At 51.3% G+C, this 24,927-nt stretch carries 19 protein-coding genes; 13 read left to right on the top strand and 6 right to left on the bottom strand.

Annotated features, from left to right (window positions below; genetic code table 11):
• Positions 1-22: 22 nt before the first annotated feature.
• Both J0A66_RS18885 and J0A66_RS18880 read right to left on the bottom strand, forming a co-directional pair.
• Entirely contained in the window at positions 23-1,258 is a 1,236-nt protein-coding gene (locus J0A66_RS18885; RefSeq protein WP_206575417.1) for a pyridoxal-dependent decarboxylase, exosortase A system-associated, read from the bottom strand.
• On the bottom strand, positions 1,251-2,819 hold the full coding sequence (locus J0A66_RS18880; RefSeq protein ID WP_206575416.1) for an acyl-CoA ligase (AMP-forming), exosortase A system-associated: 1,569 nt from the start codon (positions 2,817-2,819) through the stop codon (positions 1,251-1,253). The genes J0A66_RS18885 and J0A66_RS18880 overlap by 8 nt, the downstream gene beginning before the upstream one ends.
• Positions 2,820-3,148: 329 nt before the next feature.
• Here J0A66_RS18880 and wecB point away from each other — a divergent pair, with 329 nt between their 5' ends.
• From wecB to J0A66_RS18850, 6 genes are all read left to right on the top strand, one after another.
• Complete coding sequence (gene wecB, locus J0A66_RS18875; RefSeq protein WP_206575415.1) at positions 3,149-4,267, top strand: non-hydrolyzing UDP-N-acetylglucosamine 2-epimerase; 1,119 nt, start codon at positions 3,149-3,151, stop codon at positions 4,265-4,267.
• 108 nt (positions 4,268-4,375) lie between these two features.
• Complete coding sequence (locus J0A66_RS18870) at positions 4,376-5,941, top strand: MBOAT family O-acyltransferase (protein WP_206575414.1); 1,566 nt, start codon at positions 4,376-4,378, stop codon at positions 5,939-5,941.
• 8 nt (positions 5,942-5,949) lie between these two features.
• Positions 5,950-7,179 (top strand): hypothetical protein, encoded by a 1,230-nt coding sequence (locus tag J0A66_RS18865; RefSeq protein WP_206575413.1) that lies wholly within the window; start codon positions 5,950-5,952, stop codon positions 7,177-7,179.
• 102 nt (positions 7,180-7,281) lie between these two features.
• Positions 7,282-8,529: a UDP-N-acetyl-D-mannosamine dehydrogenase gene (gene wecC, locus J0A66_RS18860; protein WP_241264307.1), complete on the top strand. Its 1,248-nt coding sequence runs from the start codon at positions 7,282-7,284 to the stop codon at positions 8,527-8,529.
• A gap of 66 nt (positions 8,530-8,595) precedes the next feature.
• Positions 8,596-11,355 (top strand): XrtA/PEP-CTERM system TPR-repeat protein PrsT, encoded by a 2,760-nt coding sequence (prsT, locus tag J0A66_RS18855; RefSeq protein WP_206575412.1) that lies wholly within the window; start codon positions 8,596-8,598, stop codon positions 11,353-11,355.
• A 172-nt stretch (positions 11,356-11,527) separates the two neighbouring features.
• A complete protein-coding gene (locus J0A66_RS18850) occupies positions 11,528-12,307 on the top strand; it encodes a PEP-CTERM sorting domain-containing protein (RefSeq protein ID WP_206575411.1) in 780 nt (259 codons plus the stop codon).
• A 150-nt stretch (positions 12,308-12,457) separates the two neighbouring features.
• Here J0A66_RS18850 and J0A66_RS18845 read toward each other — a convergent pair whose 3' ends face one another.
• From J0A66_RS18845 to J0A66_RS18830, 4 genes are all read right to left on the bottom strand, one after another.
• A complete protein-coding gene (locus J0A66_RS18845; protein ID WP_206575410.1) occupies positions 12,458-14,080 on the bottom strand; it encodes an FAD-binding oxidoreductase in 1,623 nt (540 codons plus the stop codon).
• 36 nt (positions 14,081-14,116) lie between these two features.
• Positions 14,117-14,995 (bottom strand): PEP-CTERM/exosortase system-associated acyltransferase, encoded by an 879-nt coding sequence (locus tag J0A66_RS18840; RefSeq protein ID WP_206575409.1) that lies wholly within the window; start codon positions 14,993-14,995, stop codon positions 14,117-14,119.
• A 233-nt stretch (positions 14,996-15,228) separates the two neighbouring features.
• On the bottom strand, positions 15,229-16,002 hold the full coding sequence (locus J0A66_RS18835) for a YdcF family protein (protein ID WP_206575408.1): 774 nt from the start codon (positions 16,000-16,002) through the stop codon (positions 15,229-15,231).
• A gap of 90 nt (positions 16,003-16,092) precedes the next feature.
• Positions 16,093-16,878 (bottom strand): THxN family PEP-CTERM protein, encoded by a 786-nt coding sequence (locus tag J0A66_RS18830; RefSeq protein WP_206575407.1) that lies wholly within the window; start codon positions 16,876-16,878, stop codon positions 16,093-16,095.
• Positions 16,879-17,297: 419 nt separating this feature from the next.
• Here J0A66_RS18830 and J0A66_RS18825 point away from each other — a divergent pair, with 419 nt between their 5' ends.
• The 7 genes from J0A66_RS18825 (at position 17,298) to prsR (ending at position 24,859) form a co-directional block, all read left to right on the top strand.
• A complete protein-coding gene (locus J0A66_RS18825) occupies positions 17,298-18,044 on the top strand; it encodes a trypsin-like peptidase domain-containing protein (protein ID WP_206575406.1) in 747 nt (248 codons plus the stop codon).
• Between the two features lie 180 nt (positions 18,045-18,224).
• Positions 18,225-18,977: a hypothetical protein gene (locus J0A66_RS18820; RefSeq protein ID WP_206575405.1), complete on the top strand. Its 753-nt coding sequence runs from the start codon at positions 18,225-18,227 to the stop codon at positions 18,975-18,977.
• Between the two features lie 18 nt (positions 18,978-18,995).
• Positions 18,996-19,262: a hypothetical protein gene (locus J0A66_RS18815; protein WP_206575404.1), complete on the top strand. Its 267-nt coding sequence runs from the start codon at positions 18,996-18,998 to the stop codon at positions 19,260-19,262.
• Positions 19,253-20,182, top strand: coding sequence for an HprK-related kinase A (locus J0A66_RS18810; protein WP_206575403.1), 930 nt, complete (start codon positions 19,253-19,255; stop codon positions 20,180-20,182). The genes J0A66_RS18815 and J0A66_RS18810 overlap by 10 nt, the downstream gene beginning before the upstream one ends.
• On the top strand, positions 20,172-21,257 hold the full coding sequence (locus tag J0A66_RS18805) for a nucleotidyltransferase family protein (RefSeq protein ID WP_206575402.1): 1,086 nt from the start codon (positions 20,172-20,174) through the stop codon (positions 21,255-21,257). The genes J0A66_RS18810 and J0A66_RS18805 overlap by 11 nt, the downstream gene beginning before the upstream one ends.
• Before the next feature lie 47 nt (positions 21,258-21,304).
• Positions 21,305-23,344: an XrtA/PEP-CTERM system histidine kinase PrsK gene (prsK, locus tag J0A66_RS18800; protein ID WP_206575446.1), complete on the top strand. Its 2,040-nt coding sequence runs from the start codon at positions 21,305-21,307 to the stop codon at positions 23,342-23,344.
• A 156-nt stretch (positions 23,345-23,500) separates the two neighbouring features.
• Positions 23,501-24,859 carry a PEP-CTERM-box response regulator transcription factor gene (prsR, locus tag J0A66_RS18795; RefSeq protein WP_206575401.1) on the top strand — a complete coding sequence of 453 codons (1,359 nt, stop codon included), beginning with the start codon at positions 23,501-23,503 and terminating at the stop codon, positions 24,857-24,859.
• Positions 24,860-24,927 lie beyond the last annotated feature (68 nt).

The raw sequence follows: 24,927 nt of genomic DNA, 5'->3' as shown, positions 1-24,927 counted from the left end.
TGGTTTTGCGGGCGCCCATAGGTCACAGCAATATTTCAGCAACATGAGGATGGCCGAGAAAATCCTGTGGGCTGGCAGTCGGTCCGTAGGCGCCGGATTGAAATACCACCAGCCAGTCACCGATTTCGGCTTGGGGCAGCGCCATCTTGTCGGCAAGGGTGTCCAGCGGGGTGCACAGGGGGCCGACGGCTGTTACCTTCTCTTCGCTGGCAGGCTGTCCCATCTTATTACCCAGGGCAACGGGGTAGTTTTTGCGGATAACCTGCCCAAAATTTCCGGAATTGGACAGATGATGGTGCAGTCCGCCATTGGTCATCAGAAATGTCTGGCCCCTGGATAGTTTAATATCGGTAATGCGACTGGCGTAGATACCGCCTTCGGCCACCAGGAAACGTCCCAGCTCTATCACCAGCTCCAGGGCAGCCAGATCAGGATAGTCTTCCAGCAAACGCTGCAGGTTCTCCCCTACCGGCGCCAGATCGAGTCTGGATTCGCCCGGAAAATACGGAATGCCCAGGCCGCCGCCCAGGTTAATGGTCTGCACAGGCACCGGGGTCAGTTTCAGCAACTGTCTGGCCAGGGCAAAGGTGTTGTTGTGCGCATCGACAATGGCGTCGCTGCGGAGGTTCTGCGAACCCCAGAAGATATGAAACCCCCTGAACTCAAACTCCGAATAATCCAGGGTGGGGAGCAGCTCAAACAGCCGTTCCTCATCGATACCGAATTGTTTAGGACCGCCGCCCATTTTCATGCCCGACGCCTTTAGCTCGAAGGCCGGATTGACCCGAAAGGCGATGACCGGCTTGGTGCCCAGTTGCCTGCCAAGCTCTATGGCCCTTGCCAGTTCTGTCTCAGACTCCACATGCAGCGTCACCCCTGAAGCAATGGCGGCACGGATTTCCGGTGCTTGCTTGCTGGGACCGGCAAAGCTGATATCCCTGACCGGCATACCGCTTTGCAGGGCAATCAGCATTTCTTTTTGCGAGGCCACATCGAAACCTTCCACCCAGGGACGCATGGCCTGCACCAATGGCGGATAGGGGTTGGCCTTGATGGCGTAATGCAGCTTGATCGCGCTGGGAATATGCTGATGAAATTTATCTATCTGGGCTTTGACGACTCGTCTGTCGTAGGCATAAAAGACTTCTTTGTCGAGCATGCAGGCAATCTGTTCGAGGGATTTTCCTCCCACCAGTAACTGCTGGTCCTGCACCTCGAACTGCAGCATGTCGGCGTGTTGGGGCAGGTGGTTACGCATTGCCGTAGGTCTCCTTCAATTCTTTGCTGATGGCGCTTCTGTCCACCTTACCATTAGGGTTGCGGGGCAACTCTGCAACCAGTTCCAACCATTTGGGATGCATAAAGTTGGGTAGCTGACGTTTGAGCAGGCGCAGAATGCTATCCTTGTCTTCCTCACAACCTGGTTTGAGCACAATGCGCACGGCAATGGCCTGTCCCAGCATAGGATCAGGGACGCCGCAGGCCAGGGCTTCGGCGATATCGGTCGATGCTTCGTAGCAGGCTTCCTCCACTTCCATTGGGCTGACACGATAGCCTGAGGTCTTTATCATCTCGTCATTACGACCGACGAAATAAAGGTAGCCGTCGGCATCCTTCCTGACCTGATCTCCTGACCAGACGGCGAGTTCTGGTAGCATCAGCCCCGTCAGTTTTGCCGGGGCCGGTTTGAATCGTTCTGCGGTCTTTTCCGGTGCATTCCAGTATCCCAGGCTGACCAGTGGTCCACGATGCACCAATTCGCCGGGCTCTTCCGGATCGCACTCGCTGCCGTCTTTTCTTACCACCAGAATTTCGGCATTGGGAATGGCCTTCCCCATGGAGCCCGGACGTTTGTCGACTTCTTCCGGGGGAAGAAACGTGCTTCTGAAGGCTTCGGTCAGTCCGTACATCAGATAGGGACTGGCATTGCTGAAGGTAGCACGCAGCTTAGCCAGGGTCGGCGCGGGCATGGCCCCGCCGCTGTTGGTAAAATAACGGACGGACTGACCTGCGTCCTGCCAGTTCAGTGCCATCAGTTGTTGCCACAGGGGCGGCACAGCGGCTAAGCCGGTGACCTGATGATGCTGTACTGCTTTGATCACATCATTGGGCAAAAGATAATCGAGTAACACACAACTTGCTCCCACCACGAAAGCAGTGGTCACCTGGCTCAAGCCGTAATCGAAGCTAAGGGGCAGCAAAGCCAGAATCACGTCTTGTTGGTGGTTTTTCAGGTAGCTGGCGACGCTATGGGCGCCACAGACCAGGTTGCGGTGGGACAATACCACCCCTTTGGGTAACCCGGTGCTGCCAGAGGTGTACAGTATTGCCGCCATATCATTGTCAGTCCCGGGGGAGCGGGGCATTGTCTGCATCGGCAGGTGAGCGAAAAGGTGCTGCGGGAGCAGATCAAAGCCTTCAAGGGGCTTGTCGGTGAGTATAACCTGTGTCACCCCGGTTTCAGGCAGAATCTCCGCCAGACCTTTGAGCCGATCGCTACTGGTAATCAGGATACGGGTCTGGCAGTCATTGAGTATATGTTGAACCTGTCTGGCTTTCAGGACCGGATTGACGGGGACAAACACTCCCCCAGCTCTGCTGGCTGCCAGCATACTAATGATATTTTCGGGGGTTTTGGGAAGAAATATGGCCACCCTGTCATAACGCTCCAGCCCCAGGCTTGCGAGGCCGCTGGCAGTGATCTCCACTGCCTGGTGCAGTTGCTGATAACTGAGGGGCGATTGCTTGTAAAGCAAGGCTGGGTGATCAGGGAAATGCCTGGTGCTGTTTGCGATGAGGTGGTGAAAAAAACAATCCATTATTCACTGAATCTCTTTGTTTGCTGCCTAAATCGGTTTCTTCGCTGAAAAAATGATGGAAGAATGGATATCTTGAATGTTGCGGTAATAGCTGTCTAGTTAAAATACGAAGCCGGATGGCAAATACAGTCCGCTCGATGAGTCAGGAATCCAGGCTGATCCGATATCTGCCAGACGCGGAAGGGCAGACTTACATGGGCTAAGGTTTTTACTCAGCAGGCACTGGGCTCTGTTTTTCGTCCAACGAGGACGAGGCCGGACCTTTGCAAGGTAAATACCCCGTAACAATTGCAGCGCAAATAATAAATATCCAATAAAGGAAGTTGGCAATGAAACGAGTCATGTTGGTTTTTGGTACCCGTCCTGAAGCCATTAAAATGGCGCCACTGGCGTTACAGCTAAAGAGCATGCAAGGGATTGAGTGCCAGGTCTGCGTGACTGCCCAGCACCGGGAAATGCTGGATCAGGTATTGTCGCTGTTTAACCTGAGTCCGGATTATGATCTTGATCTGATGCAGCCCGGCCAGGATCTTTACGACATTACCAGCAAAGCATTATTAGGATTGCGGGATGTATTTGCCCAGGCCAGACCCGATTTGGTCCTGGTGCATGGGGATACCACCACCACCTTTACCGCCTCGCTTGCCGCTTTTTATCAGAAAATTCCTGTTGGTCATGTGGAAGCCGGCTTGCGGACAGGCAACTTGCTTAGTCCCTGGCCTGAAGAAGCCAACCGTAAACTGACCGGGTCCCTGACCCGTTATCACTTTGCTCCCACTGATACGGCCCGTGACAACCTTCTTAAAGAGAATGTGAGTCCGGACAATATATATGTCACAGGTAATACCGTGATCGACGCCCTGTTGTCGGTAGTTGACAGGGTGCAGACCGATCAGGCGCTTAATCGCAGCATGGCCGAGCGCTTCAATTTTCTTGATCCCAACAAGAAGCTGATCCTGGTGACCGGCCATCGTCGCGAGAGCTTTGGCGGCGGGTTTGAACAGATTTGTCAGGCGTTGAAGGCGTTGGCCCAGCGGGGAGATGTGCAGGTTCTTTATCCGGTTCATTTGAATCCAAATGTGCAGGAACCGGTTAATCGAATCCTCAACCAGCAGGCCGATGTATTTTTGATCGATCCACAGGACTACCTGCCTTTTGTTTATCTGATGAACCGGGCGCACCTGATTCTGACCGATTCCGGGGGGGTACAGGAAGAAGCCCCCAGTCTGGGCAAGCCGGTATTGGTTATGCGGGATACCACTGAGCGTCCCGAAGCAGTTGCCGCGGGTACGGTGAGACTGGTGGGGACTGATAAAGAGGTGATACTGGCAAATGCCAATCAACTCCTTGATGATGAGGCGGCCTTTGAGGAGATGGCGTTCGCGCATAATCCCTATGGCGACGGCAAAGCTTGCGAGCGTATCGCCAAGGTCATTGTGCAGATTTAAGCTGGTTTTCTCAAAGCCTGTGCTGGTGGGATCTGTTATGTCGTCATGCAGAGCGTTATCTGAACAGTTGTGTAAGGAAGGTTGAGATGAAATCTCAAGGACGAAGTCATGCTCTTTAATTCCCCAGAGTTTATCTTCCTGTTTCTACCCTTGTGCCTGGTACTGTTTTTCAACTTTGCCCGGCACTTTGGCAATCAGGCGGCTATTGCAGTGCTGGTTGTCAGCTCACTGTTTTTTTATGCCTGGTGGAAGCCAGCCTACCTGCTGCTTCTGCTACTTTCCATGTTGTTCAATTACTTTCTGGGCAAGCATCTGGGCAAGGTGGGGGGAAAAGCCTTCCTGGTTTTTGGAATTTCAGTCAACCTGATATTGCTGGCCTATTACAAATATGCGGGCTTCATTCTTTTTAATCTGAACAACCTGTTCGATACGCATTTCAGCCTGGGTGACATCATTCTTCCCCTGGCGATTTCATTTTATACTTTCCAGCAAATTGCTTATCTGATCGATTCTTACCAGGGAAAAACGAAGGAATACCGGTTTCTGCATTACGCATTATTCGTCTCCTTTTTTCCTCAGCTCATAGCCGGTCCAATCGTTCACCATAAGGAAATGCTGCCCCAGTTTGCCAGCAGCCACCCCTTCGCATTATCGAAGCAGAACCTGATCATCGGCCTGAGTATCTTCTCTATCGGGTTGTTCAAAAAAACCGTTCTGGCTGACGGGATTGCACTCTATGCCAATCCGGTCTTCGCAGCGGCGGATACCGGTACCAGCCTGGATTTTTTCAGTGCCTGGGGGGGAGCCCTGGCCTATACCTTTCAACTCTACTTCGACTTTTCCGGTTACTCCGACATGGCCCTGGGATTGGCGAGGATGTTTGGGATTATATTGCCACTGAATTTTTACTCACCTTACAAGGCCGCCAATATCTCTGAATTCTGGCGCCGCTGGCATATGACACTATCCCGCTTTTTACGTGACTATCTGTATATTCCACTGGGAGGCAATAGGGTGGGGCCGTCAAGACGTTATACGAACCTGATGATCACTATGTTGCTGGGTGGGCTTTGGCATGGCGCCGGCTGGAATTTTGTCATCTGGGGTGCCCTGCATGGTGCATATCTGTCGGTCAGTCATGCCTGGGCCCACTTGATGAAAAAGCTGGGGTTGGGAGCAACACACTCTCGCTTGTATCTGTTTCTGGCCTGGCTGCTGACCATGTTCGCTGTTGTAATCGGCTGGGTCTTTTTCAGGGCCACAACGCTGGATGGGGCGATGGGCATGCTGCAAGCAATGGTGGGGGGCAATGGCATAGCCCTGCCTCAGGGCATACTCAGCCGGATGGGAGAGATAGGTGTCATCCTGAAAGACATGGGCGTGACACAAAGCCATGGGGGAGGGAGTCAATTTGTACTGAATTGGTGTTGGGTGGCTGCTCTGATGGCCATCGCCCTGGTCATGCCCAATGTCCAGGATATATTCGGCACCCATCAGCCTTCCCTGAGCGCCAATCACTTTGAACGGAAAGATGCATTCTGGCCAATATTCAGGCTAGGGCGCAAGGTGGTTTTCATTCCCTCAACGGGATGGGCTATCTTCGTGGGGGTGCTGGCCGCCCTCTCGGTACTGACACTCTTCCAGGTCAGTGAATTCCTGTACTTTCAGTTTTAGGGGGATCGATGAATTTCCTGTACTGGTTCACCTCGGCCTTTATAGCGGTCTTGGTAGGGATCTGCAGTTTTAATTGGCTGGTGGATCCCTTCGCTATGTATTGGTCGGATACCTATGCGGGGTTTAACAGGTTAAAGCCTGAGGCGGAGCTGCGTTCCAGAGTGGTGAAAGCTTACCGGAGCCTTGAGGTCTGTCCAAACGTATTGATCGTGGGAAATTCCAGACCTGAGATGGGCCTGGACCCGACACATCCCCTGTTTGAGGGGAAGACAGTGTATAACCTGGCACTGCCTGGCGCCGATCTCCCTATGCAACTGGATTATGCTGAAAATGTGCTGCAGAGTATGCATTGTGGCGGCGTGGAGATGATCTTTCTCAGCATCGACTTCCTGGATTTCCTGCTACCTGAGGATGGCGCAATTTCCCAGGTACCGCCGGAGTATCTGAGCAGACTGGAGGGATTGGGCGAGGATACCCTGTCTGCGTCCGTATTCCGGCTGAAAGAAAAGTCGTCGCTGTTCTTTTCACTCGATGCGACCACCGCCAGTATCAGGACGACGCTAAATCAGAGTGAGGAGGTGAACAGTATTACGCCACTGGGTTTCAATACGGCGGGTGAATATATTGATATCATCAGGCACGAAGGTATTGCCCCGTTGTTCAGACAAAAATTTATTTCACTGCAAAAGGGTTTGACTTCCCGGCAATTTAAACTGCTCAATACCGAGCAGGAAAATCCTTACATGAACAGGCTGAGCGGCTTTATCGGGCAGGCCACTGGCCAGGGTATCCAGGTCTACGCATTTACCAGCCCCTACCATTACAGTTATCTGCATTTGTTGGCGGAGTTAGGATATTGGCAGTCTTTTAATCAGTGGAAACTGATGCTGGCGGATCTGGCCACAAGTGTCAGTTCAGAACGGGTTTATTTCTGGGATTTCAGCGGCTTCAGTGACTTTACAACCGAAGCGTTTCCGGTAGGCAAATCGACAGAGCCCATGCAGTGGTATTGGGAGCCAGCGCACTACCGTAAAGAATTGGGCGATATCATGCTTCAGAAAATGCTCGGTGAAGAGGCAGGTAGGGTTGAATTTGGCCGTTCCCTGGACGGCGACAGCATTCAATCCATTCTGGCTGAGGATAGGGCAGGATTGCAGGGAACAGCCTATAAGTGGGAAACCCTGCAAGGAACCCTAAACTTTGCGATAGAGGAGCAGCCCGGTGGTGTGAACCACTAGCCGGACGTGGAAAATATTCGTGGATAGAATGGCAATGGCGTGTAGATAGCCTGAAGTCATTCATAAAATTTTGTCATTTAACTATCAGGTGTTGGGTTTTATATGGTGTTTAACAAAGTCTCAGTGGTGGGTTTGGGTTATATCGGGCTGCCGACTGCCGCCGTGATTGCTTCTCGCGGCATCGAAGTCATTGGTCTGGATGTTTCACAAAAAGCGGTGGACACCATCAATCAGGGTAAGGTTCATATTGTCGAACCTGATCTGGACATGGTGGTTCAGGCTGCCGTGACCATGGGTAAGTTGCGGGCGTCCATGACGCCGGAGCCGGCCGATGCTTTTATGATCGCCGTCCCCACCCCCTTTAAGGACGGAAATCAACCGGATCTGAGCTATATAGAAAAAGCAGCCAAAGCCATTGCTCCTGTGTTGGAGAAAGGCAATCTGGTCATTCTGGAATCGACCTCTCCGGTAGGAGCGACTGAAAAACTGGCAGCCTGGCTACAGGAATACCGGCCGGATTTGCACTTTCCCGGCCAGGGCGCAGCAGAGCCAAATGTCAACGTGGCCCATTGTCCAGAGCGAGTTCTTCCAGGAAGGGTGCTCGAAGAGCTGGTTTCCAACGACAGGATTATTGGCGGCCTCACCCCGAAATGTTGCGATCGGGCGATTCAGCTATACAAGCATTTCGTCAGGGGGGAGTGTATCCCGACCAATGCCCGCACTGCCGAGATGGCAAAATTGACCGAGAATTCGTTTCGGGACGTTAACATTGCCTTCGCCAACGAGTTGTCGATTATCTGTGACGAGCTGAAAATCGATGTATGGGAATTGATTGCCCTGGCCAACCGCCACCCGCGGGTGAATATACTTCGGCCCGGCCCGGGCGTGGGCGGCCACTGCATTGCGGTGGATCCCTGGTTTATCGTCGATTCAGCGCCGGAGTCGGCGAGAATCATACGCACCGCCAGAGAAATCAATGACCACAAGCCGGAATATGTTATCGGCAAGGTCAAAGCGGCAGCCGACCAGTTCAAGCGTCCTGTCATCGCCTGTATGGGGCTGGCGTTCAAGGCTGATATTGACGACTTGCGGGAGAGTCCGGCCCTGGATATTACCCTTCAGTTGGCCAACGCCAATGTGGGACAAATACTAGCGGTGGAGCCCAACATCGACTGCCTGCCTGAAAAGCTGCAAAACAAAAATATTCAACTGGTCAGCTTGCCCGAGGCATTGGAAAGAGCCAATGTGCTGGTCGTACTGGTCGATCACAAGCCGTTTAAGGCCCTCTCCAGTAACGATATTAATACCAAGGTGGTGGTGGATACGAGGGGCTTGTTCAGCCGTTTTTAGAAGTACGCCAGGATGCCTGGCGCTCCACCTGGAGCGCACTCATAACGTATGGGAAATGAGATAAAAATGAAAAATATAAGCAAGGTTTCCGGTGCATTGAAGGTGACGCTATTGTTGCTGGGTCTGTCAGCATGTACGCAGAAAACGGCATCGGATCATTTGCAAAGTGCCAAACAAATGATGGCCGAAGGCAACAACAAAGGTGCCGTCATCGAGCTGAAGAATGCCGTTATCGCTGCTCCTACCTCCGCTGAGATCAGAATGCTGCTGGGGCAGGCCTACTTTCAAGAGCGCAATTTTGTTGCCGCGGAAAAAGAACTGTTGCGGGCGTTGGAGTCGGATGAGCTTGCCTCGCAGGTGTTACCCTATCTGGTGCAAACCTATTATTACCAGGGAGATTTTGAATCGGCTGTAAAGTTGTCAGAGCAGCAGGAGGACTTAGCCGCCTCTGAGGCAAAGGAAATCCTCGGTCTGTTTGGTTATCTGTCGGCCATTCGGCTGGGGCCCGAGCAGCAAAAAGAAGCTGAGGTGCCTGAAGGGCTGGGCGGAGATCGCCTGCTTATCGCCAGGGCTTATGAAGCATTGCTGAGCAACCAGTTGCAGAAGGCTGAAGACTTTATAGGCCAATTTTCCGATGAGGAGGCCTTATCGGTTGAGAAAGAGTTTATCGCAGGACTGTTGGCATTTCGCCAGGCTGATTTTGCCAGGGCCGCCCGGCACTATGACAACGTGCTGGCGACCATGCCAAATCTTCATCCGGTGCGTTTCCAACTGGTGGAAGCATTGCTTAACTCAGGTGCTTATGAAGAGGCTGAGCAGCAGGTAGACCGGATCCTTGCTATCAGTAAAGAAAATGCCTTTGCCAATTTGCTTAAGGCCAAATTGAGATTTCATCAGAAGCAGTATAACGAATCATTGCGGCTGGCTGAGAAATCCATCCAGAACGGCATGGACAACAAGGTAGCGCAAATTGTAGCCGGCATCAGCGCGTACAAGCAGGGACAGCTCGAGACGGCGTATCGCTATTTGACCCGGGCTGCACAGGACGTACCCCATGATCATGCGGTAAAGAAGCTGCTGGCACAGGTACAACTTTCCCTTGGCTATACCTCTGAAGCCCGTTCAAATCTGGACAAGCTCAACATCCTGAAAAAAGAAGATGCCGATCTGTTTGCACAGACCGCCATGCAGTTGGCCAGCAAAGGACAACTGGATGCTGCCCAGGATTATCTGGTCAGGGCCAACAATGCCGACAGTGAAGATGCTGAAAATCTGATGCGTGAAGGTATTGTCAAACTGGCAGACAGCGATTACGCCGGTACGGAAGATATAAGAAAAGCGCTGGAGAATGATCCGGAACTTGATAAGGGTTGGGTAGTGCTGGCCAATGCTCATCTCAATGAGGGCGAAACGGATAAAGCCCTGGAGGTGGCCAGGAGATGGCAGCAATCCCACCCTGCCAGCGGGCTGACATTGGAAGGGGTGATTTATCAGCAACTGAACCGTTTGCCTGAGGCAGAACAAGCGCTTAAAAAAGCCACAGAGAAAGATCCTAAACACCTGGGAGCCAATCAGTATCTTACCAATCTGTATGTCTCGCTGGGTCAGTATTCCAAAGCCCTGGCGCAGACTCACAGCCTCCTGAAAAGCTATCCTGATAATTTGCTGGCTCTGACGAATCTGGTTCGGCTGTCCCTGACATTGTCAGAAGAAGACCAGGTGCTGCCCAGGCTCAATGCTCATATCAGTCGTCACCCGAGATTGCTCAATCCAAAACTGGTGCTGGCAGAGTATTATAGGGCACAAGAGGAAGCGGGTAAGGCCGTTGAGTTACTCGAACCTCTCAGTCATGAACTGACACCTGAGGGATGGTCGATTCTCAGCGATGCCTATGTCCAACTGAAGGACTTGCCCAATGCCAGAAGTAGTTTAAAGCATTGGCGGACTCGTTTTCCTGGGGATGCGCAGGCATGGCTGCGCAGTGCAGGGGTCGAGGAGTTGAGTGGCAATCTGGACGGTGCCCTGAAGGTTGTTCAGGACAGCCGGCAGACCCTGCCGGATGCCCAGCGCCTGCGACTGCTTGAAGTAGGATACCTCACCCGCCTGGGCCGCCTGGATGAAGCCAGGACGTTACTGACCCAAATGCGTCAGCAGATGTCCGGCGGAGCGATACTGACAAGGTTTGACGGAGAGCTGGCGCTGGCCTCAGGAGACTTCAGACTGGCCGAGGGGTTGCTTAGGGACTACTACAAAGCGGAGCCGAGTTTTGCATCAGCTACGCTCTTGGCGAGGGCCCTGCAAAAGAATGACCGGGCTGATGAGGCGGCGAAACTGCTCGAGCTGGAGTTCTCCAAACTGACGAATCCTTCCATGGAGTACCACACACTGGCCGAGTTCTATACTCACAATGAGATGTATGACAAGGCGGCTCAGACATACCGGCAATTCCTGGCAAAAAATCCAGAGCACTTTTTGACCCTCAATAACCTTGCGCATGTAAAACTGAAGCAGAGTGATTACCCGACAGCCCTGGAGTTGGCCAGGAAAGCTCATTCTCTGGCGCCCCAGATGCCACAGGTGATGGATACGCTGGGATGGGCTTATTTTAAGGTCGGGGATCTTAATCAGGCGCAGGAGTATCTGACCCATGCAGCCAGCAGGCTGCGAAACAATGCGGACGTACAAATGAACCTGGCGGCCGTTCTTATTGCGCAAGGTAAGAAAACAGAGGCCAGAAGTCTGCTTACCTCATTGTCACCTGATAATGAAAGCCAGCAACAACGGCTGAGAACGTTGATTGAGTCCTTGAAAACGATTGGTGCATGATCAATGTGTTGTCAATTTTTTTTACACGCCGGCAAAGACGGGGATTCGATTTCTTGGAAGGATGTGGAGTAAACTCTTTTATTAACAAGTGTTTATGCTTTTATTTTGTAGTTGGCACGTAACCTGCTTTACTCCGGTAGCCAGTTTTATAACGATTTATTAGGATGTAATTATGAAGAAGTTCGTTAAGGCCGTTGGCGCCCTTTCCCTTGCAGCCATGAGTTTCTCTGCTCTGTCTACCGAAATCAGTGCAGGTGGTATTACTTGGGATGCCCCAACTCAGGCAAACCCTTATATTGCAGATGTGTCATTCCAACAGTGGTTCACTAACGGAGCCTATGGAAGTGCCGGTGGTGTGTCTACTATCACTGCTGCCAGCTCTGTATCTACTGCGCCAGCATTTGGTGCCTCTCTGTCAGGTGTAGGACGCTTCTCTCAGTTTAATGATGGTCGTGATCAGGTATTTAATACTTTCTGTACGGGCGGATTTGGAACCTGTGAACTGACTTTCGCTTTCGGTGGTATCGTTGCTACTGGTCAGAATCAATGGGACCTGTCTAACAGCTGGTTGAATGTTTATTTTGACAACGGCATGGATTTCGGCCCGGCAAACTCAACTGCCTATCAGCGCTATAATCAGGCTCAGAATGGTTCTTTGTGGGCTTCTTTTGAATTTGCCACTTTCGATTTGGATAGCGACAATCTGAATGCCGGTTTTGTCTCTTCCTACCTGAATATTGTGGAAGGCGTGGGTAACGCTGATGCGGTTAATGCGTTGAACTTCGGTGAGAAGTGGTACGACCTTTTCTATACCGCTTCTTCACAGATCGGTGCAAATGGTTATTCAACCAGCAGCAATGGTCAGGTTTCTGCTGTTCCTGAGCCAACTACCCTGGCGGTATTTGCTCTGGGTCTGCTGGGACTGGGTGCTCTGGCACGCCGTCGCTCATAAGATCTAACCAGACCACAAGGCCGCTTCCTGGAGTCGCTTTGTAAAGCTGGAAAAAAGCCGGTGTTATTCAACACCGGCTTTTTTGTGTCCAGTGATCCGCCCCGAACTAGGTCGACATTTTCCTAAGTGCCACTGTAGAGGAAAGGTATCTCAAGGGTTGTAGCGTCCGGGAGACAGCACATTGTTTGGATCCAGAGAGGACTTAAGCTTCCTGACCAGCATCCAATGAGGAGAGCTAGGGTTCAATAATTTCTGTTGTTGTTCTGTGTTTAACCTGTAGGGCACATATCCTTTCTTCCTTCCTTCGTTGACCAACTCTTCCAGACAATCCTTGGCAGATTGAACCGATGCAGGATCTGCAAGGTTGAATACAATGGGGACGGTCGAATCCACACAGTCATGCCTGAGATTGGTGAAGGTAATCAGGGGCTCCACGCCATATCTGGGTGCCGTAGAGCGCACGAACTCAACGAATTCCTGCATCTTTTCCGGTTTCATGGGGATGAGTGGTGCATACCACAGCAGCCCGCATCCATCTTTATCTGGCAGCAGGGGCTGCTGACTGTCAGATTGGACCTTCCTGGTCCGCCAGTAGGCCAGGGGTAACGCAACCTGATTGGGCACGCCCAGCATGATTTCAATACCTTGTTGCAGTGAGATCAGTTGCTTTTTGATTGAGGCCAGGGGGCCGAAATTGGTCAGGCCAGTCAAATACCTGGCCGCCGACAGCAGCAGGCCATCAGAGAAAAGCAGTTGTCCTAAGCCCTTGAACTGTTTTCTCAATGCCTGTTTTACAGACCTCACAACGGTTTTATCACCATATATGGAGCCAACGACCAACCACTGCGGTACATCATGCCGCTCCGCCAAGTCTTCTAGTTGTTGATCAGACATGACCTGGTGCGCCGTTCCATTGGGATTGTCGGCAACCATGGAGATAAGCCGGCGCCTGTCCATCAGGTTGATTGAGCCTACGATTCCCTCATAGTCTTTCAGAATGGTGCGGATAGTGGCGGTCAAATCGAAAAACTTGTCTTTGTCTGTACAGCGGAGATAGAAAGCACTGAAAGCTGGAGGTTTGCGGCCCAAACGAAGGGAAATCTGGGTAACGATACCAAGGTTGCTTTGAGTCAGCATGCCATCCAGGTAAGGTCCCACACCCCACTTATAGGTTTTGTCGATAAAGTCCTCTTCGCTCAGATCAAGTGAAGACACGGCAGAACAATATTCAGTGTGACAAAGCTCAGGATGGGGCAATACGGCTTTCAGCGCCGTGACAGCCTCGAAATGGTCCGTTCTGGGCGTAATCCCATACCCCCTCTCCAGTGCATTGGCCAGTACGCTGCAATGGGGGCCGGCCCCAGTTACAGGTGTCATAAAGTCCCAACCCTGTTGCTGAAGGTATTCAGCCAATTGTTGCTGGGTGACGCCGGGTTCGATAGTGATCAGCCCCAACTCCTTGCTGGTGGGGATGATTTGGCGCATGAGGGACAGGTCCAATACAACTTTCCCAGTGGGTGATGTGAACCCCGAAACAGAACCGTAACCCCAGTTATTACCGGTACTGACAGGATAAATGTGGAAACCCAGCTCATTGGCCAAAGCGACGAGCTGTTGAATTTCAGAACTGCTAATGGCCCTGAATGAGGCATCGATAGCAATGGGGTCACTGAAAGTAGTCTTACCAAATTGAGCTGTGGCGGCGTCCGGATCCAGAAGTCGGGGATGCAGTGCACAGGGTAATGACTCAAGTAATAGTTGATAAATTTTCATACGGGATCAGAAAAGGTCGTCTCGGCTCGAGCCAGATCATCGGATGGCAGCATGGGGAAGGTCTGTAGGCCTGCTTTGTCTTGCCCTTTTTGGGGGAAGATCCTGCATTTGCGTCGAGATTTCATGCTGGACGTAGTTCAGCAGCTTCTGAAAGCCCGAAGGCAGACTGTTTAACAGGACTTCCCTGCTTATATAGTAAGGGGCTCGCTTGCCGTGATAATCCACTACCGGGCCTATCTGCTTAAAGGGGATACCAACAAGTTTCAGACTCCGTGCCAGTCTTGGCTCCATCATGACGAAGCAATGTTCGATCCCTTCTTCCAAGGCGATGGATGCGCCGGCCAGATACAGACCGACTGCAATAAAAGGAAAACAGCGTAATTCTGCTTCTGAATAGGTGGATTCATTGATGACACCTACTGCCGCTCCTTTGAATTTATCCATTTGACGACGTCTGAATTGTGCAGGTACGGCCAGGCGGGAAATTTCACAAATTTTCTCTCTGGGAAAATCCCAGGGAGCGGTTTCCTCAGCACTGATGGCCTCTGAACAGTATTTTTCTATAGGCAAAAGTTGTTCGGGGGAGTGGGAGTACACCACACGCACGGTGCCAGCGTAATTACCCGATGGTTTATGCTGGATGACGCAGTGATAGGCGTGTTGATCGAAGTCATCACGCTCTTGTTTGTCTGCATTTTCCGGTTCAAACTTGAGCTCTTCACAATAGACCTGATGTCTGATGCGATACACCTCTTCCTTCAGTGCTGACTGGCCGGCGAATTTTGGCTGAAGGTAGCGAGAAAAATGGTAGGAAATATTTCCGGCTTCTCTACCCGCTACATATTTCAGCAACGTTCGCGCCAATGGCCCGATGATGGGAAGCTTGGTAATCTTCCTGAGTGTAGATGATGACATCGTCAATCGAATTTCATGCAGTGGTTATCAAATCTTAAGTCAGGTTGGCTGTGGGTCAAGGGTTATTAAGTAATACTTTAATTTAACAGGCTTTTTGTAGAAAAGCTTCAGTTGGCAAAGAACATTTAAGTCAACTTTTAGACAGGTATGAAATTACTCCCTTTATGGTTGCCCTGGGCGAACCCCTGCTGAATTGCCCTCAGAATATGACGACTATAGGAGGAGGCAGAAAATTACTCCTTGAGCTGATTATACAGCGCTACCAAATTTTGTTTCGTAATGGCCAGCATTTCATAAAAAAACCTTTCACTTCTGGCCAAACTTGCCGAATCTGGAAATCCCAGTTTTGACTCCTGGTGGCTGAGGTGGTCAACGGGAACCGGAATAACCTTCAGATCATATCCCTGTAGGTAGCGTAGGGCCCTTGTCTGATGGCTGGCTGAAGTAACCAGAGCGATGGTTTGCCCTTTTAGATAAAAGGCAATGGCCTCAGCCTCCAAGGCTGTATTGTTTCCTGTCTTAAGGGGGTGAAGCTTCGCAGGGGGGACATGGAGCTTTTCAAAGAACAGTTGATTGGCGCTGGCTTCAGAAAGGTGTCTTCCTGCCATCAGGCCACCTGTCAGATAAATTTCCACATTCTTACTATGTTGATATAGATAAAAAGCCTGAAGATTTCTTCTCAGGCTGCATGAGTGCCATTGGTCGGAAAAGGGAAGGCCCCGCAATTCGTAATGCTGGCAGCCTAGTACAACCAAAGCATCCACCTCATTCCAGAGCGGACTGTCTGGTTCTGGCGACCGATGTCGGTATTCCAGCGTGGAAAGCATCCAGTTGCTGGAAAGGGGTAAGGAGCACCAGATAAGGAAAAGTGTCGCCCCAGTCGCCACTTTGACTGCATGCCGGGAATGCTTAAACATGTGATGGGCCAGAAAGGCATAAAGTACGAGAGTAAAGAATATATTCAGAGGGTGAGCTGCGAAATGCCCGAGGCTATTAAATAGTTCCATGAGCCACGTCATAGATTGAAAAATCGCAATGATAAAGCACAAAAAAGAAGTGCGGCATATTGCCGCACTTTTTCAAACAATTATTGTTAATTACTTCTTGAAGCGTCTTGCGCCCAGCAGCAGCAAACCCAGAGACAGTACACCCAGTGTCGCTGGCTCAGGAACCTGCCTGGCGGTGATGCTGAACTCGAAGTTGGCCGGAGTAGTCAGACCTTCCTGAGTAGTAAAGCCGATACAGCCAGGGGCCTTGCCAACTATTGCACACTGCTCGTTTGTCAGCGGACCAAGACCAACAGCGCTGATAGTCACTGTGTAAATGTATCCGTCAAACATGAAGCTCTGAGACAGATCGCCCAGGGCGACACTGAAAATATCATCACATACCGAGACACTGGCAGGGTCGCCGCAAGGAGCAGAGTTAGGGGTTTCGTCGAAATCGATAACGAAATCCTGACTGAAAGAAGGCAATGCTGGACCTGGCACCGGTGCGAAAGGTGTCAGAGTCAGCGTACTCATCAGGGTTGCCTGCTCCAAAAACGAAAAGGTGTTGGAGATGGAATTGTTGTAGTGAGTGATTGTTGCAGACTCGGCCAGGTTAATCAGGTCATTGGTATCCAGTTGGCCGGTAGAAGGCGAACCTGAGATAACCAGCGCACTGCGGTTGTTTGCACCACCGTCGAAGCTGCCGCCTGTGGCACCCCAGCTAAGTTCACTGGCGTTGGAAACCGTTGTACCATTACCTGCACTGAATACGGAGGCTCCTGCATCCCACTCGTTGACGACTTCATAATCCCACGTAGTGATAAGAGCTGCACTAGCCATTGAAGACATTAACAGCGTAGATGCTGCAATACTGCTTTTAATTAAGTTGTTCATAATATTCCTTCCTCGAAAAATTTGACGCTTGATCCAATCAATGGGTACATCAACTTACCCTACGCATACCTTAAAGCAACTTAGGTGCCATTATGCAACTATTTGTAATATAAGGATATTTTAAATGGGCGCTGACCTGGTTGTTAAAATTCCTGACATGCTCGCTTATACCTGACGCAGAAAACAGACTTAACTTGTCACCGGTTTCGTTATGGATTTACTACGGGCTCAGAAGTCAATAGCCAAGTTGGATCCGGACCCGTAGCTGGCGGGAAAGGTCATCTTCGCAGGCAGACATCTGATGCCGGGCGGGGGCCGGCTGGGCTGGGAGTAAGTACTGGCAACCAGTCACAAGCATGGTTACTATTGGATAGTTAAATGCGATGCATATCACTTACTCAATACGCAGGGGAATATAGGTGCAAAGAATTATCGCTGCAGGATTATTTATATTGGCCTGCTTTTGTGTGTCAGCCGCCGACCTCGAACAGACTATCGCAGCCGTCAAACCTTCTGTTGTCGGTATCGGTGTGTTTGATCCCCTGGGGGCTCCGCGTCATGAACTCCAGGGTACTGGTTTTGCTGTCGGCGATGGCTCAATCATAGCCACCAATTTTCATGTGGTTGAACGGCCACTCGATGAGGTCAGTCTACAGAAGAGGGTGGTTTTTATCGGCAGTGGGGCAAAACCTGAGATAGTCGAAGCCAGCATTCTGGCAACGGACCCGGAACACGATCTGGCCTTGCTGAAAATTGAGGGCCGGCAAGTGACGCCGTTGAAGCTCTCCGATGGAGCCATGCTCCCGGATGGAAGAGAAGTGGTTTTCACCGGCTTCCCCATCGGTGCGGTGCTCGGCCTTTATCCGGCCTCTCACCGGGGAATGATCGCAGCCACAACTCCTGTTGTTAGAGCCAGCGCCAATGCCCAACAGTTGAGTCTGGATGTGATGAAAAGGCTCAGGCAGCCTTTTATGGTGTACCAGATGGACGCCACAGCCTACCCGGGTAGCAGCGGCAGCCCGGTATATGATGGCCGCACAGGAGAAGTGGTTGCGGTTATCAACCAGGTCTTCGTTAAAGGTAGTAAAGAGGCGGCCCTGTCAGATCCCAGTGGGATTACCTATTCCATTCCGGTGAAATACTTGCGCACCTTACTCGAACTATAGTGACGAACAGGCACTGAGAAAGCTGTCGAGTATTTTTACAGACAGAAATAAACCTGTGAAAAAAGTGGTTAAAATCAACATCATGCACTGTGGATCGGATTTTGCATTATTTAAATGTCATGTTTTATCAATACTTAGTTGGTTAGAATATTAACCAATAGGCTTTTGTAGGAATTAAAAATGGTTGACGAGAACAAGCAAGTTGACTCAGTCGAAGTAGCCGATAGCGCAGGTAAGCATAATGATAGTCGTCGCCGCTGGCTGAAAAAGGCAGGGATGGCATCTCCGGCGTTGCTACTGCTGGCTAATCGTCCTGCCATGGCTGCCGGATGTACAATATCCGGGTTCATGTCTGTGAATATGGGCACCTCCCTGACCGTACATGAAGGGGCCACCTGTAATGGCTGGAGTCCGGGTAACTGGAAGAATGATCGCGGCCAGATAACCAGTGCTGCCTGGAATATGACAGGATTGTCTCCCTCCACTCCCTTTAAAACGGTGTTTGATACCCGGTCTCTGGGGGGCGCTCAAATCAGAAAAGTAATTGGCGGGACACCAGAAAATAATGTAGTGGACTACCAAAGCCGGATTAACCAGACATTTATTCAGGAGTTGCAGGGCAATACAAAAACCAACAGCATCACTCAGCATGCTGCAGCCTGTTACTTAAATGCGATGTTCCTGCAGGGCGGTGGTGCCGGTAGCAACCCCGACCCATGGATGCTCAATTATCCCACTGCCGATGATATTATTGGACTGTATCTGATGTATGAGATGAGTCATATGTATCCCCAGGCTGGCGTAACCTATCAGTTGGAGCGCGGTGGTCTGTTGGTGGGGCGCTCTGACAATATGACAGTTAATGATTACAACAACTTTTTCGTCAGCATTTCTGACGGCGGTGGTAGTGACGACTGGCAAAGTGGCCTCTAATAATCACCACAGCTGAGAATGCAGTATTTTCCTGGTTCGCAGTTTGGCGAGCTGATTGAATACACCACCCAGGACTCCTGGGTGGTTTTCGTTCCTGCCTCCAAAAAAACGTTCTTGTTTCCTCGCCATGCCAGGCTGATTATTGATCTGATCGGGCAGGCGGAAACACAGACTCTCTCCAAACAGAACCTGGAAGTGCTTTTTCACCAGAATACGACGAATGTGGACCTGCCCGAGGAATTGCTGGCCAGACTCGTCAATGCTGGGATACTGTCGTGTCATTAAGCAAAGTCTCCAGTCTTTCAGATGCCCAACTTATCGCACGCTTATCCCAGGGTGGGCTTCCCATCAGAGTCGGCCGTTTTACAGCCAGAGTTTCCAGTGCTATCGCCCAGGTCAGCCAGGATATCAGGAGCATGTACGCAGATGCTGACCTACTGGAAGACAGCTATATAGATTTCACTATCTCATTGCAAAGGTCATCAGGGCTGCGCCGCTGGTTTAAACGACAGGTCGTGTTTTCCTTTCATGACCAGACTCCTTTTCTCCCTCTGCCGGAAGATCAATCTTTACCGCTTATGGAATGGGCACTCAATTGGTGCGTGAGTAACCACTATCATCAAGCTCTTGTTGTCCATGCGGCAGTGGTAGAGAAATACGGTAAGGCTCTGATCCTGCCTGGCCAGCCTGGGGCGGGTAAGAGCACCTTATGTGCAGCGCTCGTGACCCTTGGGGGGTTTCGATTACTGTCGGATGAATTGACACTACTGGATCTTCAAAGTGGCAGGATCCTGCCCAACCCAAGGCCCATAAGCCTTAAGAATAAGGCCATTGAGATAATCAGAGAACTGGTGCCGGATTCGAGAATAAGCCGGGTTGTTCACGACACTCAGAAAGGTTCTGTGGGGCTGCTTAAACCACCAGCCAACAGCTTACGCGACTGGCAGGAAGAGGCCCTGCCAGGAGCCGTTGTGTTCCCCCGGTTTAACCCTGCCGTTAAAGGGGGGACGTTGCAGGAGATGAACAAGGGAGTGGCGTTCATGCAGATTGCCAATCAATCCTTCAATTATTCGGTATTGGCTGAGAAAGGGTTTAATGCCATTGCTTTGCATCTGGACCAGGCAAAATGTTTTGCCTTCGAATATGACGGAAATCTGGATGCCGCGGTGGCTGCCATGGACGAGCTGTTAGCCGATGTTGGATAGGCCACTTATCTGTGCTGTGTTGACGCAGCCGGACAGGATTAAGGGGTTTGATCTGCCCAATTGGCAGGCATTGCTGTCTCAGGGGTATTCTGCCCGCTTATTGGGCAGGCTATACAGCCTCTTTACCGAGCGAGAACTGTTCCGGTATGTCCCAGATGAGCTGAAGTGGCATTTCAGTTCTGCATTTGAACTCAGTCTGTCCCATGCCCGGGATATGCATATCGAAGTGGAAAAAGTGGAAGCTGCCCTGCGGATGGTTGGCATAGTGCCGGTCTTCCTGAAAGGGGTCGCATATGATCTGGCCTCTGACAGATCTGGTAAGGGGCGGTTGTATGCTGATGTGGATATCTATGTTCCAGTTGAACAGTTGCCTTCGGCGGAACATGCTCTGGGGCTGCACGGATGGCGTTCTGAAAAATTATCTGACTATGATAACGAGTACTACCGCAGATGGATGCACGAAATCCCGCCCCTGGTCCACGCAGAAAGAGCGGTTACTCTGGATGTGCACCATAGTTTATTGCCTCTGACTTGCCGTTACGCATTTTCAGCCAAGCGACTGATGATGGAATCTACCATGGGGGGACATCGGATCCTGTGCAACACCGACAGGATCTTGCATGCTATTTGTCACCTGTTTATGGAGAGCGAGTATGACAAGGGGCTGCGGGATCTGTCCGATCTGGATTTACTGCTGCGTCAGCATGCAGAGACTGACCCACTGTTCTGGACCCGGCTACTCGAAAGAGCCGATGATTTAGGTGTCGGGCGATTATGTTTCTATGCTTTGCGCTACACATTGATGATCTTTAATACCCCCATACCTGAGGACGTTGCTGAACAGAGCCAGCGCAAATGGGCCCCGAACCCAATCGTCCTTCGGTTGGCCGATAGCCTGTTCCTGAGAGTTTTGACCACGCCGCCGCCGACAGATGGTAATCTTTCCATCCGACTGGCACACTTTGCCATGTATGTGCGTGGCCACTGGTTGCGCATGCCATTGCGCTTATTGATACCCCATCTGCTCAGAAAAGGCTGGATGGGGCTGAGCGCAGGTTTGAGTAAACAGAATTAAAAGAGTCCGCTGCTGATCTGACGCAGTAATAGGGAGTAGCAATGATAATGCAAGCAATGGTTGGCTATGGCCTGGCTGTGTTGGGTAATCTGCTGCTCCTGCTGCTGCTGTTTACCGTCAGACGCTCGGGGTTGCCCAAACGCCTTTTGCTGATCGCCGTTGCCGGTAACCTGTTGTGGTCAGCTATCCATTTGGTTGTGGCTTTTGATCTGGCCACTATCAGTATGCCTGTGGTCTTTGCGGTGGAAGCGCTCAAATCCCTTTGCTGGCTGCTGTTTGTCTGCTCTGTTCTGAAAACCAATCTCTCCCGCTTCAGGGATTTGCTGTCTCAACCCGTGACCTGGTTTGCCACATTGTTCCCGGGCATTTTACTGGTGCTGGCGGTGTTGCCTCTGTTCTGGTCCGATCTCAAGTGGCTTTACCTGTTACAGACCATAATCGCCCTGGAAACTCTGATATTGCTGGAAGTCTTGTACCGGCAAGCCGGAGCGGAGCGCTGGCACTACAAGCCCTTGGTTATTTATCTGGGGGCCAGCAGCCTGTTTGATTTCGTCATGTTTGCCGACGCAACCATGGTAAACCAGTTGGATGAGCTGTTCTGGAGTGCCCGGGGATACATTTACGCTTTGCTTCTGCCGGCCCTGGTCATCGCCATTCGCCGGATACGGCACTGGGGCATCGAAATATTCATCTCCAGGGATGTGGTCCTGCACAGTTCCCTGTTGGTGTTGGCCGGCGGGTATCTGTTTGTCATGGCCCTAGCCGGTTTTGCCATCCGTTATGTGGGGGGAAGCTGGTCGGGTGCTGTGCAACTGGTCCTGGCTTTTTTATCACTGACTCTGCTGGTGGCGTTATTTCTGTCCAACAGTTTCAGGGCCAAGATTCGGGTTTTCATCACCAAACATTTTTTTGCCAACCAGTATGATTATCGTGAGGAATGGTTGAAACTTTCCAATGCGCTGAATGACAGTGGAGAGAAACTGCATCAGGTTTATGACAGGGGGCTTCACTGCTTGATCCAGGCGATCAGTTACCAAAGCGGCGTCCTCCTCAAATCCCAGAATCAGAACCTGGAGGTCGTCAGCATTATCGAGCATGAGCCTCTGTCAGCCAAGGAAAGGGAAGTGCTGGCACAACTGGTCGGTTTCCTGCAGAGCAAGCATTGGTTGGTGGATATAGAAGAGTTGAGAGTCAAGCCTTTCAACTACGAAGGGCTCAAGATTAACCATTCTATGCTCAACGACTGCCGCTTCCAGTTGGTCGTGCCTTTTTATCAGGATAATCAACTATGGGGTATGGCGTTGTTACACGCACCGTCTGAACAACGAATCCGTCTTGACTGGGAACTGAGAGATTATCTGAATGCCGTCAGTGCCCAGGTGGCCAACTACCTATTCCACTATGAGGCATCCAGGGAGCTGGCGGAGAACGCTCAGTTTGCCGCCTTTAATCGTATGTCAGCCTTTGTACTGCATGATTTGAAGAACGTGCTGGCCCAGATAGATCTCATCTTATGCAACGCCCAGCAACATAAGCACAATCCGGAATTTATCGAGGACACCTTTGAGACCCTGGCCCATACCAAGGGGCGTATGGAGCGTATGCTCAAACAACTGACGGAGAAAAAAGAGGCCCTACCCAGTAAGAGCCGAACAGTCAATCTGTCCAAGCTGCTCCATCAGGTGATTGCGGAACGTTGCCAACAGCTTCGGCCTTTGCCTGAGTTGATCGAATTGGCTGAGGTAAATCTGTCGCTGGATGAAGACAAATTTAGTAATGTACTCTATCACCTGATCAGTAACGCTCAGCAGGCGACGGACGATGAGGGGCAGGTCTGGGTGAGAGTGGGGCAGGCCAACCACGAAAATCAGGTGCTGGTTGAGATCGAAGACACGGGCTGCGGTATGAGCCAGGAGTTTATCGTCAACAGGCTGTTTACGCCTTTCGATACCACCAAGGGCAATGCCGGTATGGGGATAGGCGCCTATGATGCAAAAAACTATATTGAAAAAATCGGCGGTCGTATTGAAGTGCAGAGCCAGGTCGGCAAAGGTACGACTTTTAGTCTGTTTTTACCCCTGAGTTAGTCAGGACAAGGTTTTCCCGTTCTACGGCCACCTGATTAGCCGGAATCTTTAACGGCGGGGGAACAGAATTACAGCACAGCGGCTTGATAGAGATCCTGACGTGCGTCAGGATGATGGGACAAGTCCTTCAAAGAAAAACAACAGGAATGTGCATTAATGGAAAAGTTGTTGGTGGTTGATGATGACATGGGGATCCAGAAACAGCTCAAGTGGAGCTTCAGTGATTATGAGGTGATTTTTGCCGATGACAGACAATCGGCCATTGCACAACTGCGGCGCCATGAACCCAAGGTAGTAACGCTGGATTTGGGTTTACCGCCCGATCCGGCCAATGCCTCCGAGGGACTGGCCACCCTGGCGGAAATCCTCAACCTGGCCCCCCAGACCAAGGTCATCGTGGTGACCGGCAACAACGACAAGGAGAATGCACTCAAGGCGGTTCAGCTCGGGGCCTACGATTTCTACCAAAAGCCCATCGACTCTGACACCATCAAGATACTGGTCAGCCGCGCTATCAATCTGTTTGACCTGGAACAGGAAAATAGGCTGCTTGCTCAGTCCAATCCGGCCATGGGTAAAATTATTGGTAACAGCGAGTCCATTCAGCAGGCCAGCCGCCGGGCAGAGAGGATTGCCCAGACCGATATCAGCACGCTGTTGCTGGGCGAGAGCGGCACTGGCAAGGAAGTGTTTGCCCGCTCCATTCATGAGCACAGCGCCAGACGCAATAAGCCTTTCATTGCCATCAACTGTGCATCCATTCCGGAGAACCTGCTGGAAAGCGAGCTGTTCGGCTATGAGAAAGGCGCCTTTACCGGTGCAAACAAGACTACTCCGGGCAAGATCGAAAGTGCCCAGGGCGGTACCCTGTTCCTCGATGAGATAGGCGACATGCCCATCGGCCTGCAGGCCAAGATGCTGCGTTTCCTGCAGGAAAGGGTTATAGAAAGGATAGGCGGGCGCCAGGAAATCCCGGTGGATATCCGGGTTATCTGCGCCACCCACAGGGATCTGTCTGCCATGGTAGCCGAGCAAAGTTTCCGGGAAGATCTGTTCTATCGGGTCAGCGAGATCACTATCAGTATCCCCCCCCTGCGTGAGCGTGGCAGCGATGTGGTACTGCTGGCCAGAACCTTTCTTACCAGCTACAAGGATGAATACAGCTCCAAGGTCAAGGGGTTCAGCGAATCCGCCATACAGGCCATGATGCAGCACAAATGGCCGGGTAATATCCGCGAGTTGCAGAATAAACTGAAGTCAGCGGTCATCATGGCTGAAGGTACAGTAATTCAGCCCGAAGACCTGGGGTTGTCGGCAACAGGTGAACCCACGTCTATGCAAACCATCAATCTCAGAGAAGTACGGGAAGAGGCTGAGAGCCGCGCTATTCGCCAAGCCTGGCACCTAGCTGAACAGAATATGTCACGCACTGCCGAGTTGCTGGGTATCACCCGTCCGACTCTGTATTCATTGATTGAAAAATACCGGATGGAGGATATCAAATCCGGTGGATAAGAAGCAGGCCAGCAGCCGATAATTGGAATAATATATTGCAATCTTTCTGTCAGTGTGGAATATAAAAT

The organism is Bowmanella dokdonensis, assembly GCF_017254865.1.
Classification (GTDB): Bacteria; Pseudomonadota; Gammaproteobacteria; order Enterobacterales; family Alteromonadaceae; genus Bowmanella; species Bowmanella dokdonensis.
This window is presented reverse-complemented; position numbering and strand designations above follow the sequence as displayed.

Excerpts from the sequence above, each read along its gene's own strand:
- J0A66_RS18885 (WP_206575417.1), bottom strand. The coding sequence starts at position 1,258 with ATGCGTAACCACCTGCCCCAACACGCCGACATGCTGCAGTTCGAGGTG.
- J0A66_RS18880 (WP_206575416.1), bottom strand. The coding sequence starts at position 2,819 with ATGGATTGTTTTTTTCACCACCTCATCGCAAACAGCACCAGGCATTTC.
- wecB (WP_206575415.1), top strand. The coding sequence starts at position 3,149 with ATGAAACGAGTCATGTTGGTTTTTGGTACCCGTCCTGAAGCCATTAAA.
- J0A66_RS18870 (WP_206575414.1), top strand. The coding sequence starts at position 4,376 with ATGCTCTTTAATTCCCCAGAGTTTATCTTCCTGTTTCTACCCTTGTGC.
- J0A66_RS18865 (WP_206575413.1), top strand. The coding sequence starts at position 5,950 with ATGAATTTCCTGTACTGGTTCACCTCGGCCTTTATAGCGGTCTTGGTA.
- wecC (WP_241264307.1), top strand. The coding sequence starts at position 7,282 with ATGGTGTTTAACAAAGTCTCAGTGGTGGGTTTGGGTTATATCGGGCTG.
- prsT (WP_206575412.1), top strand. The coding sequence starts at position 8,596 with ATGAAAAATATAAGCAAGGTTTCCGGTGCATTGAAGGTGACGCTATTG.
- J0A66_RS18850 (WP_206575411.1), top strand. The coding sequence starts at position 11,528 with ATGAAGAAGTTCGTTAAGGCCGTTGGCGCCCTTTCCCTTGCAGCCATG.
- J0A66_RS18845 (WP_206575410.1), bottom strand. The coding sequence starts at position 14,080 with ATGAAAATTTATCAACTATTACTTGAGTCATTACCCTGTGCACTGCAT.
- J0A66_RS18840 (WP_206575409.1), bottom strand. The coding sequence starts at position 14,995 with ATGTCATCATCTACACTCAGGAAGATTACCAAGCTTCCCATCATCGGG.
- J0A66_RS18835 (WP_206575408.1), bottom strand. The coding sequence starts at position 16,002 with ATGGAACTATTTAATAGCCTCGGGCATTTCGCAGCTCACCCTCTGAAT.
- J0A66_RS18830 (WP_206575407.1), bottom strand. The coding sequence starts at position 16,878 with ATGAACAACTTAATTAAAAGCAGTATTGCAGCATCTACGCTGTTAATG.
- J0A66_RS18820 (WP_206575405.1), top strand. The coding sequence starts at position 18,225 with ATGGTTGACGAGAACAAGCAAGTTGACTCAGTCGAAGTAGCCGATAGC.
- J0A66_RS18815 (WP_206575404.1), top strand. The coding sequence starts at position 18,996 with ATGCAGTATTTTCCTGGTTCGCAGTTTGGCGAGCTGATTGAATACACC.
- J0A66_RS18805 (WP_206575402.1), top strand. The coding sequence starts at position 20,172 with ATGTTGGATAGGCCACTTATCTGTGCTGTGTTGACGCAGCCGGACAGG.
- prsK (WP_206575446.1), top strand. The coding sequence starts at position 21,305 with ATGCAAGCAATGGTTGGCTATGGCCTGGCTGTGTTGGGTAATCTGCTG.
- prsR (WP_206575401.1), top strand. The coding sequence starts at position 23,501 with ATGGAAAAGTTGTTGGTGGTTGATGATGACATGGGGATCCAGAAACAG.